At 67.1% G+C, this 13187-nt stretch carries 14 protein-coding genes; 6 read left to right on the forward strand and 8 right to left on the reverse strand.

The window, feature by feature from the left end:
• Nucleotides 1–32: 32 nt before the first annotated feature.
• From DID98_RS33795 to DID98_RS33805, 3 genes are all read left to right on the forward strand, one after another.
• Nucleotides 33–407 (forward strand): hypothetical protein, encoded by a 375-nt coding sequence (locus DID98_RS33795; RefSeq protein ID WP_124572119.1) that lies wholly within the window; start codon nt 33–35, stop codon nt 405–407.
• Between the two features lie 72 nt (nt 408–479).
• Nucleotides 480–1193 (forward strand): SDR family oxidoreductase, encoded by a 714-nt coding sequence (locus DID98_RS33800; RefSeq protein ID WP_124522714.1) that lies wholly within the window; start codon nt 480–482, stop codon nt 1191–1193.
• A 160-nt stretch (nt 1194–1353) separates the two neighbouring features.
• A complete protein-coding gene (locus DID98_RS33805) occupies nt 1354–1815 on the forward strand; it encodes a MarR family winged helix-turn-helix transcriptional regulator (protein WP_124522716.1) in 462 nt (153 codons plus the stop codon).
• A 254-nt stretch (nt 1816–2069) separates the two neighbouring features.
• Here the strand turns inward: DID98_RS33805 and DID98_RS33810 are convergent, their stop codons facing one another.
• The 6 genes from DID98_RS33810 to DID98_RS33835 form a co-directional block, all read right to left on the reverse strand.
• On the reverse strand, nt 2070–2474 hold the full coding sequence (locus DID98_RS33810; RefSeq protein WP_124572120.1) for a cupin domain-containing protein: 405 nt from the start codon (nt 2472–2474) through the stop codon (nt 2070–2072).
• Nucleotides 2475–2478: 4 nt separating this feature from the next.
• Nucleotides 2479–2958 (reverse strand): carboxymuconolactone decarboxylase family protein, encoded by a 480-nt coding sequence (locus DID98_RS33815; RefSeq protein ID WP_124572121.1) that lies wholly within the window; start codon nt 2956–2958, stop codon nt 2479–2481.
• A 184-nt stretch (nt 2959–3142) separates the two neighbouring features.
• Nucleotides 3143–3643: an Ohr family peroxiredoxin gene (locus DID98_RS33820; RefSeq protein ID WP_124572127.1), complete on the reverse strand. Its 501-nt coding sequence runs from the start codon at nt 3641–3643 to the stop codon at nt 3143–3145.
• Nucleotides 3644–3922: 279 nt separating this feature from the next.
• Nucleotides 3923–4924, reverse strand: coding sequence for a bestrophin family protein (locus tag DID98_RS33825; protein WP_124572122.1), 1002 nt, complete (start codon nt 4922–4924; stop codon nt 3923–3925).
• 19 nt (nt 4925–4943) lie between these two features.
• Nucleotides 4944–5444 (reverse strand): Ohr family peroxiredoxin, encoded by a 501-nt coding sequence (locus DID98_RS33830; RefSeq protein ID WP_124572123.1) that lies wholly within the window; start codon nt 5442–5444, stop codon nt 4944–4946.
• Nucleotides 5445–5780: 336 nt separating this feature from the next.
• Nucleotides 5781–7301, reverse strand: a complete 1521-nt coding sequence (locus tag DID98_RS33835) for a PLP-dependent aminotransferase family protein (RefSeq protein WP_124572124.1) — start codon at nt 7299–7301, stop codon at nt 5781–5783.
• Between the two features lie 192 nt (nt 7302–7493).
• Between DID98_RS33835 and DID98_RS33840 the strand changes: the two genes are divergently transcribed.
• Together DID98_RS33840 and DID98_RS33845 are read left to right on the forward strand one after the other, a co-directional pair.
• The gene (locus DID98_RS33840; RefSeq protein WP_044848713.1) at nt 7494–8237 is read left to right on the forward strand and encodes an SDR family oxidoreductase; all 744 of its coding nucleotides are present in this window, start codon (nt 7494–7496) and stop codon (nt 8235–8237) included.
• Between the two features lie 83 nt (nt 8238–8320).
• A complete protein-coding gene (locus DID98_RS33845) occupies nt 8321–9367 on the forward strand; it encodes a LysR family transcriptional regulator (RefSeq protein WP_124572125.1) in 1047 nt (348 codons plus the stop codon).
• A 104-nt stretch (nt 9368–9471) separates the two neighbouring features.
• Here DID98_RS33845 and DID98_RS33850 read toward each other — a convergent pair whose 3' ends face one another.
• Nucleotides 9472–11577, reverse strand: coding sequence for a TonB-dependent siderophore receptor (locus DID98_RS33850; protein ID WP_124572126.1), 2106 nt, complete (start codon nt 11575–11577; stop codon nt 9472–9474).
• Nucleotides 11578–11782: 205 nt separating this feature from the next.
• Here DID98_RS33850 and DID98_RS33855 point away from each other — a divergent pair, with 205 nt between their 5' ends.
• Nucleotides 11783–12085 (forward strand): UxaA family hydrolase, encoded by a 303-nt coding sequence (locus DID98_RS33855; protein WP_260428132.1) that lies wholly within the window; start codon nt 11783–11785, stop codon nt 12083–12085.
• A gap of 43 nt (nt 12086–12128) precedes the next feature.
• Here the strand turns inward: DID98_RS33855 and DID98_RS33860 are convergent, their stop codons facing one another.
• Nucleotides 12129–13073: a LysR substrate-binding domain-containing protein gene (locus DID98_RS33860; RefSeq protein WP_260428133.1), complete on the reverse strand. Its 945-nt coding sequence runs from the start codon at nt 13071–13073 to the stop codon at nt 12129–12131.
• Nucleotides 13074–13187: the final 114 nt, after the last annotated feature.

Raw genomic sequence — 13187 nt, forward strand, 5'->3', positions numbered from 1 at the left:
CACGTGCTTGAAACGAATCGGGAGGTTTGAACATGTCACCCGTCCAACCTGATCGTCATCCGTTTCTCGATGATCTGACGGCCGACGCCGAGCTGGTCAGCTCGGTGTTGCGCGCTCCCATGATCGGGCGCGACGAAATCCGGCTCGCCGTCGACGCCGTCGGGACCTTTTACGTGTCGCAGGCGCCAACGTTCGTTCAAGTCGTCGGCTCGCGGCTTTTTCTCGAATACGAGGCCGTTCTGACGAGCGGCGAGACGTTGAGCGCGGTCGTGGTCGCCGATCGCAACGCCGACGGCTCGGTGCCGCGAGTCAGCGTGCGGATGAGCCCGCTTGGCGCCGTACTGACTCTCGCGACCCGTCTGCGGGAGTCGCTTTCGAAGCAGTTGCCGGAACACGTCTTCCTTTGAACCAGGCGCCCGCGCGCTCGTGGATGGAGTCGACACTTTCCCGGCACGCGGCTTTTGAAACAGGAGCTTGTCATGGATATCAAGAACGCTACCGTCTTCATCACCGGTGCCAATCGCGGCCTGGGCCTCGCTTTTGCGCGCGAGGCGCTTCGGCGCGGGGCGGCGAAGGTGTACGCGGGTATGCGCAACACGAGCGGTTTCGACGAGCCGGGCATCGTGCCGCTCAGGATCGATGTCACGGATCCGGCGTCGATCGCCGAGGCGGCGAAACAAGCGGCCGACACGACGCTACTGATCAACAACGCGGGCATTGCCGCGCTGATCGACGGGCCTTTGTCGGCCGACGTGGAAGCGCAGTCGGCCCGCCTGTTCGATACCAACTACCACGGCGTGGTGCGCGTCACACGGGCTTTCGAACAGATCCTGGCGGCCCGGCCGCATACCGCGATCATCAACGTGCTTTCCGACATCGTGTGGCTCCCGCGGCCCTATCTGACACCGTATGCGGCGTCGAAAGCCGCCGCCTGGAGCTACACGAACCAGCTTCGTTTTCACCTGCGCGAGCGTGGCATCCAGGTTCTCGGCCTGCACGTCGGGTTCGTGGACACCGATCTGACCAACGGCATCGACGTGCCCAAAGCCAGTCCCGAGGACGTCGTGCGACGGACCTACGACGCGCTCGCCGCCGGCAAGAGCGAGGTCATGGCCGACGAGGGGACAGCGGTGCTGAAGAGCACGCTCGCGGCCGAGATACCCGGCTACATCACGCCGCCGGCAGGGTTTTGAACACCGCAGTCGACACGGGCCGGATTCGGCGGCGAGCCGCGAGGTGCGCAGATCGCAGGCCAGCGCCGTCGCTCCCGGCTATCATCGATAGCTGCCACCGTAGCTTCGCGCGACGCGCGCGTAGCGTTCGCGCAATCAACCGAAATCAGGAGTGCAACCGATGTTGCCCGTGAACCAGCCGCTCGGCATCGATCAATGCAACTGCTTCGCCGTCAGGAAGGCGAGCAGGCAGATCTCCCGACTCTACGATAGCCATCTCGAGCCGTCGGGTCTGCGCATCACGCAATTCCTCACCCTGGCCGCCCTGCACGAAGTGGGAAGTACCCCCGTCAACGCCCTTGCCGAACGGCTCGATATCGAACGAACGGCGATGGGGAAAATGGTCGGCTTCCTGGAGCGCGACGGCTTCGTCACGATCAAGCCCTCGCCCACCGACGGCCGAAGCCGCCTCGTCGAACTCACCGAGGAGGGCCGGCGCCTGCACGAAAGAGCATCGCCACTCTGGCAGGCAGCGCAACGGGAGTTCGAGCGACTGAACGGTGCGGAGAATGTCACGGCGTGGCGAGAGCAGTTGAGAGGGGTGCTCGTCGGCGACGTGTCGATGGGATCGTCGCAAGATTGAGGATTTCCAATCCGTCGCGCTCATGTCCATGTGTCGCCCGCATCGGGCATCCGGCTGTACGCAGCCGATCCCGGCTTTTCAGCGAAGGGCCTTCAAAGGCAGGGCATGCGGTTTGCAGGACCGGTTGCCGGCTGTCCGCCGGCCGAGACGGCGTCGGCCAGCCAGCCCAGGCAAGCCGTCGCGTTGCAGAACGCGTGCGTTCGCGGCGCCGAGCTGCCGTTTCCGGCCGACCTGGCGCCTCGACGACGATCCCGCTACTTCACCGGCGTGAGAACCGGCGCGCCCTTGTTCTTGAGCAGGAACACGACGAATTTCGCCGGCTTCGTACCGCTGGCGTTTCGTCCGACCGTGTGCACGTCGTCGGGACCTTCGTGGAACGTGTCGCCCGCGTGCAGCGTGACCGTCTTGCCGCCGTTCAGGCCCATCACGATGCTGCCGTCGAGCACATAGACGAACGCGTGCGCGTCGTGGCGATGAACGGGGTCGACGCTGCCGGGCGGATAATCGACGACGATCATCTCCACTTCCTTGCCCGGATACTCGGGCAGCGGCTCCGTGGTCAGTTGCGTCACCTTGGCCTGCGGCGCGGCGGCAGCCGGCGGGACGGGCATCAGCAGCGACAGCGCAAGCGGTGCAAGCGCGAGCACGATGCGTTTCATGTCGTTACTCCAGGTTGGCCTTGTCGAGACCGAACATCTTGTCGAACGAGCCGGGCACCATCCGGAACGCGACGTTCAGCCGGTTCCAGCAGTTGATCGCACCGACGAGGACGGTGAGATCCGACACCTCCTTCTCGGCAAAGTGGGCGCGCACGCGATCGTAGAGATCGTCCGGCACGCCGTGCGGCGAAAGCTGCGTCAGCGCTTCGGTCCATTCGAGCGCGGCGCGCTCGCGCGGCGAGAACAGCGGCGACTCGCGCCAGATCGCGACGTGATGCGCGCGCAGCTCGCGCTCGCCGTGGATCCTGGCCATCTTGATGTGCATGTCGACGCAGAACGCGCAGCCGTTGAGCTGCGACGCGCGGATCTCGACGAGCTCGCGAACCGGCACTTCGATCGAAGTCTTCTGAAGCAGCCCGTCGAGCTCGACGAGCTTCTTCGTCAGCTCCGGCGATTGCTGAAAGTAGTTGATACGTTGCGTCATGATACGTTCTCCTGATTGCTGAAGCATGGCTGTCGGCGCTGCGCATGACCATTCATTGCGCGAGCGGCCTGGCAACCATCGTAATTGCAGGTCCCACGGGCCAGTAGTGCCGGGAAGGTGCGCACTCTATTGCCGCTTCGGAACCAATCGCGCGCCGGGTGTGGCGGCGCGCCGCCGACGTTCGTCAGTCCGACACCGCGACAACCCCGCGGATGCCCTGCCGTGCCATCTTCGTATAGGGACACAGGCGCTCCGTATCGCGGACCAGGCGTTCCGCAACCTGCCGGTCCACACCCGGCATGCGGATGGTGACGTTGGCGGCGAGCGCATATCCGCCGTCGACTGGATCGCGGCCGAACGATACTTCGACTGCGACGGTCGTGTCGCGGATGTCGATCCGCTCGCGTTGCGCGAGCAGGCTCAGCGCGCCGTGGAAGCACGCGGCGTAGCCGGCCGCGAGCAGTTGCTCGGGATTGGTGCCGCCGCCCGGGCCGCCGAGTTCGCGCGGCAGGCGCAGATCGAGGGCGAGACAGCCGTCGTCGGATCGCGCGACGCCCGATGCACGGCCGTGTGCCGTCTTGCCGCCGGACACGGTGACCGTGGTCGCGTAGAGCGCGACGAATTCGTGTCCGCGGTATTTGTCGAGCAGTGTCGGTGACGGAGGCTGCAACCTCTCGTTCTCCATATCCCTCCCGGGTACCTGTATTGACCGACGCGCGGGTTCCGGGCCGTACGTATCGGCGCGGCGCTTGCCCGCAGGTCGTTCCCCATGACCGCCATCCGAAGGATGGTCGTCGCGCACTTGCATGCTAGGCAAAGACGCGTCGCCGGGCCAGATCGTCCCGGGATGCATGGTATTGCCCGCTTCGCACCAATGCGGCGAGAACGCCGCGTATCGGTTGCGTCGGCCTTTCCACCGGCTGCAGCGGTGCCGCCGATGGGGCAGACGCGAGCCGCCGACGCGCTACAGCGCAATGACCGTGCGGCTCGACGGATCGCCGGCGCGTTCGCCGAGCATCGCTTTCAGGTCGCGCTCGATCGTGCTGCACAGCGTGGAAATGGGCACGTCGTTCGCGCCGCCCTCGAACGGGTTCTCGGTGCTTTCGCCCACCTGCTCGAGCGAGGTGTACATCCACGAAACGGCGACGCTGCACGGCACGACGAGCCAGACCATGTTGCCGTGCATGAAGCCGCTCACGCCGTCGTTCAGCCGGTTGAATTCGTTCAGAAGACCGAACGGAAGCGACAGGCAAAAGAACCGGACGAACAGCGAGCTGACGGTTGCGTACTGGCGCGGATACGGGAAGTTCTTGAACCGTTCCGAGCGGGCCTGGAGATCGATGAAGTCGCCGATCGTCCTTTGAAGCTCCATATAAAAATTCGAATTCAGATGGCCGGCCATGTGAAGCGTCCTGAGCGACGTGCCCTGCAGGCTCAGCACGAACGTGGCGACGGAAGCGGAGGCCAGCGCCTGTTCCGTTTCGGCCGGGGACAGGTATTCCGGCAGCAATTCCCGGATGTCCTTTTCCCACTCCGGCACACGATAGAACCGGCGGTACTCCGCGTTGTAGCGTTTGCTCGTGCTTTCCCAGATCAGCGGGCGGCGCAGGTCGTAGCGCAGTGCGGTCAGCCAGGCAAGGTGCCGATAGACCAGCTTCCGGGCGCTCTCGTCGTCGCTGACGAAGTCGCGCGCGAGCTGGCCCCAGCGGCGGCTCTTGCTCAGGATCTCGGTCCAGATTTCCAGCGCGTCCATGGCGCGGTTGTAGGTCTGCACGTTCTTGAAGCCGACGATGAACGACGTCGCGGTGCCGAGCAGCGCCACGATCGTCAGCGGTATCGACAGCCATCTCACGGAGAAGAACTGATACAGAACGACCGGCACGGATCCGAAGACGAGCAGCTCGTAGATTTTCCAGCGCGTCCAGATCAGGAATTCCGAGAGCTTGTACGATTTCCCGAGATGCATGGTTGGCCTCGTCGTCGAATCAGTCGACGACGGTCACGATGTTGACGGTGCCTTGCCGCGCCATCTTCGCGTACGGGCACAAGCGTTCCGCGGTACGCACCAGTTCTTCCGCGACGTTTCGATCGACGCCGGGCATCCGTACCCGGACGTCGACGAGCAACGCGTAGCCGCCGTCCATCGGATCGCGGCCGAACGAAACCTGCACCTCCACGGCGGTATCCGGCGTCTCCACTCCGGCGCGCGTCCCGAGCAGGTTGAGCGCGCCGTGGAAGCAGGCGGCGAAGCCCGCCGCGAACAGCTGCTCCGGATTGGTCCCGGTGCCGGGCCCGCCGCACTCGGTGGGCAGGCGCAGATCGACGGCGAGATTGCCGTCGTCCGAGCGGACCACGCCGGAGGCCCGGCCGTGGCCCGTCTCGCCGCCGGACACGGTGACGGTCGTGATGTAAAGCGCTTGGAAATCCTGGCCGCGATACCGGTCGAGGAGCGAAAGCGGCGGGGCCTGCAGCGTGTTGTCATCCATGATGCGTGCTCGAATTCGGCAACGCGCGCCGACCGTCGGTCATTCGATCGTCGAAACGTGCCGCGAAGGGGCAGGACTGCCCGGGCAAAAAAGCGTCTTCAACGAATGACGGGCGCGGTCGATGGCATGACGAATGCGGCAAGCGTCCGGTGCAGCCCGGCTCCGGGCTCGTCTGCGCGAGAAAGACGCTGCCATGCTAGCGGCGCGCCCAGGCGGGCGGTATGGCCGTTCCGTGCGATTGTCTGTTTCCCGTTCGACACCAATCGGACCCCCATCCGGGATCGGCCGCGCCTGTCGACGCGGCGCACGCCATCGCCGCAAGCCGCAAGCCGCGCTTCATCCGCCGAGACACGCAAGGAGCGTCCGTGCGTGACGGTGCGCTTCGTCCGCGTCGGCGACGTTCGCGAACCCGATGACGAGGCCGCGCGGCGTTTGCTGCGTATGGCTGTTCGTGTACCAGATCGACAGCGGCACAACCGCGAGCCCCGCGTCGCGCGCGCGTGCGGCGACGGCGACGTCGTCGACCGGCCCGTCGGGGCCGTCGGTGAACCGCACCGCGAACTGGATGCCGCCCACCGGCAGTTCGACGATCAGTCGCTTGCCGAACACCTGTCGCAACGCGTTCACGATCAGCGTGCGGCGCTCGCCGTACAGCGTGCGCATGCGCTTCAGGTGCCGGGCGAAGTGCCCCTGTTCGATGAAATCCGCGAGGGCCGCCTGCAGGAGCGTCGGCGAGCCGGCGTTCATGCTGCAGGCCACGCGTTCGACGCGTTCCACCGCGCGTTCCGGCACGACCGCATACGCGAGCCGCAAGCCGGGATACATCGCCTTGCTGAAGGTGCTGCAATAAATCACGTGATCGCGCCGGTCGAGACTCTTCAGCGCCGGCAGCGGGCGGCCGAGGTAGCGAAACTCGCTGTCGTAGTCGTCCTCGACGATCCAGCCCGACGTCTTTTCAGCCCAGTCCAGCAGCGCGATGCGCCGCGACAGCGACAGCGTATGGCCGAGCGGGCTCTGCTGCGACGGCGTCACGAGCGCGAAGCGCGCGTGCGCGTCCAGCTGCAGGCCGCGCTCGACGTCGATTCCGTCGGCGTCTACCGGCACCGGGACGAGTTCCACGCCGGTCTCGGACAGGAAGCTGCGTGCGAGCAGATAGCCGGGATCCTCGAACCACACACGGTCGTTCGGGCGCGCGAGGCTGCGCAGCACGAGTTCCAGCGTCGCGCGGTAGCCGCCGGTGACGAACACCTGTTCGGGCACGCAGGTGACGCCGCGCGACAGCCCGAGATAGGTGGCGATGTGCTCGCGCAGCGGCCGGTAGCCGGCCGGATTCGGGTAGCCCAGCAGCGCGCGGTCGGCGCTGCGCGCGCGCAGCGACACGAGCCGGTGCCATACCTTGCGCGGAAACGCGTCGAGCGCAGGCAGCCCGGGCTGCAGCGGGCGCGGCTCGCCGCTCAGCGCGACGGCGATCGGTTGCGCGCGCGGCGGCGGCGGGCTGTCGCGTGACATGCCCGGCGGCTGGGGCCGGCCGGCGTCCTCGGCGTGCCGGGCCGGATCGTCGGCACGCGAGGACGCCGCCCGCGTCACCGATTTCGGCAGTGACGGCGAGACGAACGTGCCGGCCGCGCCGCGCATCTGCAGATAACCCTCGTCGACCAGGATCGTGTACGCCTGTTCGACGGTGCCGCGCGCGGTGTTCAGCTGCGTCGCGAGGCCGCGCAGCGCGGGCACGCGATCGCCCGGACGCAGGTGGCCCGCGGCGATCGCGGTTCTGAACCGCTCGCAAATCTGCAGATAGATCGGCAACCGATGCTGCCGGTCGATTTCGATGGTCAGGGTGGAGGGTTGCTCAGACATGACGGTCTCGCGGATGACGGGGACAGGCACGGCATGGATCAGTCCGATCGACGATTCTTGGCACTGCTGGATAGGACATGATTCTTCCACAATTGCGCCAAGCGATGGACGGTCATCGCCGCGTTCACCCGATCCGGCAGCCGTCACGCCCCGTCACATTCCACTGCAATCCATTCGTCAGGAGATTTTGCGATGAAGATCGTCGTCATCGGCGGTTCGGGCCTGATCGGCTCGCGTGTCGTCACGCTGCTCGAGGAAGCCGGCCACCAGGCGCTCGCCGCATCGCCGCGCACCGGCGTCAATACCATCACCGGCGAAGGCCTGACCGACGCATTGACGGACGCGGACGTCGTCGTGGACGTCGCGAATGCGCCGTCATGGGAGCCGCAGGCGGTGCTCGATTTCTTCCGCACGTCGGCGCGCAATCTCGGCAAGGCCGAAGTGGCCGCGGGCGTGCGCCATCACGTCGCGCTGTCGATCGTCGGCTGCGACCGCATGCCGGAGAACGGCTATTTCCTGGCCAAGGTCGCGCAGGAGCAGGCGATCGAGGCGGCGGGCGTGCCGTACACGATCGTGCGCGCGACGCAGTTCATGGAATTCATCGGCGGCATCGCGGATGCCGGCACGGAAGACGGCACCGTGCGCATCGGTGATGGACTGTTCCAGCCGATCGCCGCGGAGGACGTGTCGGCCCTCGTCGCGCAGGCCGCGCTCGCCGGGCCGCAGAACGGCACGATCGAGATCGCGGGCCCGGATCGCGCGCCGTTCGCGGAAATCGTCGCGCGCTATCTGAAGTCTGTCGGCGACACACGCGCGGTGGTGACCGATCGCGACGCCCGCTACTACGGCGGCCGCGTCGAGGCAACGTCGCTGGTGCCGCTCGGCGCGGCACGGCTCGGGCGCATCGGCCTCGACGCGTGGCTGGCGGGGCGCTGAATCGCGTTCGCACGCAGGCGGTCGGCCGGCGCATGCCGGCGACGCGCCGATCCGTATGAGCAGCATGCTTGGGGGCAGCGGAAATGAATCATTCGGAAACATCGGAGCACGGCGTTCGTCGCGACCTGACCGGTCGCGCCGATGCGCTGTCGGCGAGCTTCGGTGCGAGCTATGCGGGCATCCTCGCGTTCGTTGCGGTGGCGAGCGAGGGGAGCTTCACGAAGGCCGCCGAACTGCTCGGCGTCGGGCGGCCGGCCGTGAGCCGCAACGTGCAGAAGCTGGAGGCGCAACTGAGTACGCGGCTGTTCCAGCGGACCACGCGCACGACCGAGCTGACGTGCGAGGGCCGGCGCTTCTTCGAGAACTGCCATCAGGGCGTGGCGCAGATCGTCGAAGCGATGAACGACATGCTCGAGTTGCGGCAGGGGCCGCCGCGCGGCCTCATCCGCATCAGCTCGGCCGCGGGGTTCGGCAGGAAGATCGTGGCGCCGCTGCTGGAGAAGTTCGCGGACGCCTATCCGGACATCATCGTCGATCTGCTGCTCGACGACCGGCCCGTCGACCTGGTGTCCGAGCGGATCGACGTGTCGTTCCGCAACGGGCGCATCGAGGACTCCAGCATCATCGCCCGGCAACTGATTCCGATGCAGATGGCGCTCTGCGCGGCGCCGTCGTATGTGGCGGCGCACGGGCTCCCGCAACGCATCGAGGACCTCGACCGCCATGAGTGCATCAATTTCCGGTTCGCGAGCGGGCGCCTGTTCGAATGGGAATTCAACGTGGACGGCCGCGTGCAGAAGTACCTGCCGACGGCGCGCCGCACCTTTAACGACGCCGATCTCGTGTTGCGCGCGGTGCTGAACGGATCGGGCATCGCGCAGATGGCCGGCTACCAGATCCGCGACCATCTCGCGTCGAACGAACTCGTCGTCGCGCTGGCGCAGCATGTGCCGCAGGATCGCGGCCACTACATCTGCTATCTGAGCCGGCAACACCTGCCGACGCGCATCCGGATCTTCGTCGACTTCATGACCGAGCAGATCCGCGCGCTCGACCTGAACTGCATGACGCGGTTCAATCCGGAGATTCCGGTGGATGCGGCGGATGCGGCGCAGTGGCTGGCTGCCTGACGATTCGAGATGGCCGGTTGCGGGCCCCGGCACGTCGACGCATCGCCGAATCGACGCATCGCCGAATCGCGCCCCGCGCCTGCCCGTCGACCCGCCGCGCCGGCCTAGAACGAATACGCCAATGACGCGAACAGGCTGCGCGGCGCGCCAGGCGTGACCCACAGGCTGTTGTACGAGCTGACGTAGTACGTGCGGTTGAACAGGTTGTTCAGCACGACCGACGCGCGCAGATGCTTGTTGACCTGCACGTAGCCGTTGAGCTGCACGGTCGCGTAGGCGGGCAGGTCGAAGCCGTCCTGCGTGTTCGCGGTGTTGCCCGCGCGGCGCCCGACGTAGATCACGCCCGCGCCCGCGCCGGCCTTGTCGACGAGCGGCAGCGCGGTTTCGTACATCAGCAGTGCGCTGCCGCTCAGGCGCGGAATGTCGACGAGGCGCGCGCCCGGCGTCAGGACGGTGTCGCGCGTGACCTGCGCGTCGACGTAGGCGAGGTTGACGATGCCGCGCAAGCCGTGGCCCAGTTCGCCGTTCCATTCGAATTCGACGCCGCGGCTGCGTACTTCGCCGGCCGCACGCGAGAACCCGGCATTCGCCGGATCGGCAGTCAGCACGTTGCGCTTGTTCACGTAGAACGCGGCGACGGTCGCGAGCCAGCGCGTGCCGGCCCACTTCACGCCGGCTTCGTAGCCGTGCCCCTTCTCGGGATCGAACGGGCGGCCGTTCGCGTCGGCGCCGTTGTTCGGCCGGAACGAGTACGCGGTGTTCGCATACAGCGACAGCGCTGCGCTGGCCTCGTACACGATGCCGAGCCGCGGGCTCAGCGCCGTTTGCAGCTGGCTCGTCGTCACGCCCTTCAGGCGATTCTCGACCGACTGGTGAAAGCGGTCCCAGCGCAGCCCGGCGAGCACTTTCCAGTGCGGCCCGAACGCGAGCGTGTCCTGCGCGTACAGGCCCTGGCCGTCGTCGCGCTCGAGCAGGTTCGTCGCGGTGCGCGGCACGGGCGCCGGCTGGCCGTACACCGGATCGAAGATGTCGATCGCATACGGCGCCGCGGCCGTCGGCGTCGAGCGCGCGACGAACTGGTCGTAGTTGAAGCGATACGCATCGACGCCCATCACGAACGCATGGTCGATGGCGCCCGTGCGGGCCTTGCCGGCCACTTCGACGCGCCCCTGCACGTCGTTCGAGTGAAACGCGACCTGCCGGTAGCGGCGCCACAGCGTGCGGCCGTCCGGCTGCAGCGCGAACGCTTCGGACGAGCGGCCGGACAGGTCGGTGTCGCGCTGCGCGAAGCCGGCGTTGACCGACCAGTCGGCATCGAAGCGATGTTCGAGCGTGAACTGGTGCCCCGAGTTGCGCACGTCGTAGTCGCCGTCGCGCGGCTCGCCCAGGAACCGCGACGCCGGCACCGCGCCGAGCTGGCCGCCGACCGCGACCACGCCGCGATCGAGCGGCGCGCGCTGGCGCGCGGTCTCGAATTCGTAGTGGAGCGTCGTGTCGGCGCCGATATCCCAGGTGAACGACGGCGCGAACAGGTAGCGCTTGCTCGACACCGTGTCGCGGAAGCTGCCGTTGTCCTCGTTCATCGCGACGAAGCGGTACGCGAGCGACTGCGTGACGGGGCCGGTCGAATCGAGCGTCTCGCGCAGCGCGCCGTAGCTGCCGGCCGACACGCCGATCGTGTTCGAGCGCTTGAACTGCGGCTGCTTCGTCGCGTAGCTGATGAGCCCGCCGGGGTCGCCGCGGCCGTACAGCGCGGACGCGGGGCCCTTGAGGACTTCCATGCGCTCGAGCGTCGCGGTGTCGCGCGGCACGCTGATGCCGCGATTCCACGAGAAGCCGTTGACGAGGTAGTCGGTGCCGGACGTGTTGCCGTCGCCGGCAAAGCCGCGCACCGCGTAGTTGTCCCACAGCCCGCCGAAGTTGTTCTGCCGCGCGACGCCGGCGACCCAGTCGTACAGGTCTTCGCCGCGGGTGGCGGCCACGGTCTGGATCAGTTTCGTATCGACGCTGCTGACCGCGAACGGGATCTCCATCACGTCCGCCTCGGTGCGCGTCGCGCTCGTCGAGTCGGGCGCGCGAAACGGTGCCTTCGTGCGCTGCGCCGAGATCTCGACGGCCGGAAGCACCAGCTCCTGCGCATTGGCGACGTTCAGCCCGACCGTGCCGACGGCGATGGCCATCGGTGCGGCCGCCCAGTTCTTTCTGCTCATACCCGTCCCTGAGAAATTGGTTCGCGTTCGGGCACCACGAGCCGCGTTGCGCCGGCATCCGTGTTCCAAACGGTACATTTGCGCGCCGGAATTTAATGCAAATGAGAGTTATTTTCAATCGTAAGTTTGCGGTTGTTGTGTCCGGGTTGAATCGCGCTGGGACGCCCATCGGCATGACTGGCGGATCGGCGCGCGGCGCAGCACCGTGCCGGCCTCGCGGCTGACGGCCGGCCTGCGATGGGGCGGTCCGACGGCTAGTCGGGGACGACCGCGGAATTCCGCGCTCGGCGCGGCCGTCGATCTGCTGAAACGCATCGGCGGCACGGCGCTCCTGTCCGAGACGCCGGAAATCCACGGCGCGGAGCATCGGCTGATCGCGCGCGCGGCTTCGCGCGACGAGGCCGGCCGTCTGGTCGACAGGTTTCAGGTGGGAGCGCTACGTCGCCGACAACGGCGGAGAAAGGAACGACAACCGTTTTCCTCACTCCGGGATTCGTCGACCGCATGACCGGGCAGATCCGCGTACGCGAGCGGCGCTCGCGTGACGCGGTTCAGTCCGGAAGTTCCGGCGATGGCGATGGCGATCGCGGAGACGGCGGCACGGCCGGCGTGTCGCCGCAGCGCCACGCGCGTTCGTCCGCGATCCAGTCGCCGAACAGCTGGATCTTCTGCTGCTGTTCGGTTCCGGCCGGATACACGAAGTAATAGCCCATCCCCGTCGGCAACGCGACGTCGAACGGCATCACGAGCCGGTGCGCGGCCACGCTCTCGTCCACCAGCGTCCGGTCGCCGATCGCGATGCCGTAACCGTCGATCGCCGCGTGTGTGGCGAGATCCAGCGTCTCGAAGCTCAACCCGCGCGTCGAGTCGACGTGCGGCGCGCCTGCATGGTCGAGCCACCGCTTCCAGTCGCGGTGATCGCGTGTCGGATGCAGCAGCGTGTGACGGAGCAGGTCGTCGAGGCTCGCGAGCGGCTGCCGGTCCAGCAGGCTCGGCGCACAGACGGGCGTGAGCCGTTCCTCGAACAACGGGATCGCATGCGTGTCAGGGCCGGCGCCGGGCGCGTAGATCACCGCGGCGTCGAACGGCTCCATGCGGAAATCGACGTGATGCTCCCAGGTGGTGGTGATCTGCACCTGGAGTTCGGGATGCTCGGCCTGGAACCGCATGATGCGCGGCAGCATCCACTGCATCATGCAGGTCGGCACCTTCAGCGCGAGTTCGGTGCGCCTGCGCGACAGGCGCATCGACACTTCCTCGATGCGCGCGAAGCTTTCGCGCACGGTCGGCAACAGGAGCTCGCCCTCGGCCGTCAGCGTCAGCCCCTTGGGCGTGCGCTTGAACAGCGGAAACTGATAGAAGCTTTCGAGCGCGAGGATTTGCCGGCTCACGGCGCCCTGCGTCAGGCACAGGTGCCCGGCGGCGCGCGTGAAGCTGCCGTGTCGCGCGACGACGTCGAAGACCTGCAGCGCATTGAGGGAAGGCAGTCGTTTCATCGGGAGCATCGGCGTGGAACGGGCGGCGGCGCGGGATCGCTCAGTGCAGGATTTTCGCGAGGAAGTCCTTCGCGCGGTCCGACTTCGGATTCGAGAAGAAATCGTCCTTGCGGT

It is taken from the genome of Burkholderia sp. Bp8984, assembly GCF_003853755.1.
GTDB lineage: Bacteria > Pseudomonadota > Gammaproteobacteria > Burkholderiales > Burkholderiaceae > Burkholderia.

Excerpts from the sequence above, each read along its gene's own strand:
- DID98_RS33795 (WP_124572119.1), top strand. The coding sequence starts at position 33 with ATGTCACCCGTCCAACCTGATCGTCATCCGTTTCTCGATGATCTGACG.
- DID98_RS33800 (WP_124522714.1), top strand. The coding sequence starts at position 480 with ATGGATATCAAGAACGCTACCGTCTTCATCACCGGTGCCAATCGCGGC.
- DID98_RS33805 (WP_124522716.1), top strand. The coding sequence starts at position 1,354 with ATGTTGCCCGTGAACCAGCCGCTCGGCATCGATCAATGCAACTGCTTC.
- DID98_RS33810 (WP_124572120.1), bottom strand. The coding sequence starts at position 2,474 with ATGAAACGCATCGTGCTCGCGCTTGCACCGCTTGCGCTGTCGCTGCTG.
- DID98_RS33815 (WP_124572121.1), bottom strand. The coding sequence starts at position 2,958 with ATGACGCAACGTATCAACTACTTTCAGCAATCGCCGGAGCTGACGAAG.
- DID98_RS33820 (WP_124572127.1), bottom strand. The coding sequence starts at position 3,643 with ATGGAGAACGAGAGGTTGCAGCCTCCGTCACCGACACTGCTCGACAAA.
- DID98_RS33825 (WP_124572122.1), bottom strand. The coding sequence starts at position 4,924 with ATGCATCTCGGGAAATCGTACAAGCTCTCGGAATTCCTGATCTGGACG.
- DID98_RS33830 (WP_124572123.1), bottom strand. The coding sequence starts at position 5,444 with ATGGATGACAACACGCTGCAGGCCCCGCCGCTTTCGCTCCTCGACCGG.
- DID98_RS33835 (WP_124572124.1), bottom strand. The coding sequence starts at position 7,301 with ATGTCTGAGCAACCCTCCACCCTGACCATCGAAATCGACCGGCAGCAT.
- DID98_RS33840 (WP_044848713.1), top strand. The coding sequence starts at position 7,494 with ATGAAGATCGTCGTCATCGGCGGTTCGGGCCTGATCGGCTCGCGTGTC.
- DID98_RS33845 (WP_124572125.1), top strand. The coding sequence starts at position 8,321 with ATGAATCATTCGGAAACATCGGAGCACGGCGTTCGTCGCGACCTGACC.
- DID98_RS33850 (WP_124572126.1), bottom strand. The coding sequence starts at position 11,577 with ATGAGCAGAAAGAACTGGGCGGCCGCACCGATGGCCATCGCCGTCGGC.
- DID98_RS33860 (WP_260428133.1), bottom strand. The coding sequence starts at position 13,073 with ATGAAACGACTGCCTTCCCTCAATGCGCTGCAGGTCTTCGACGTCGTC.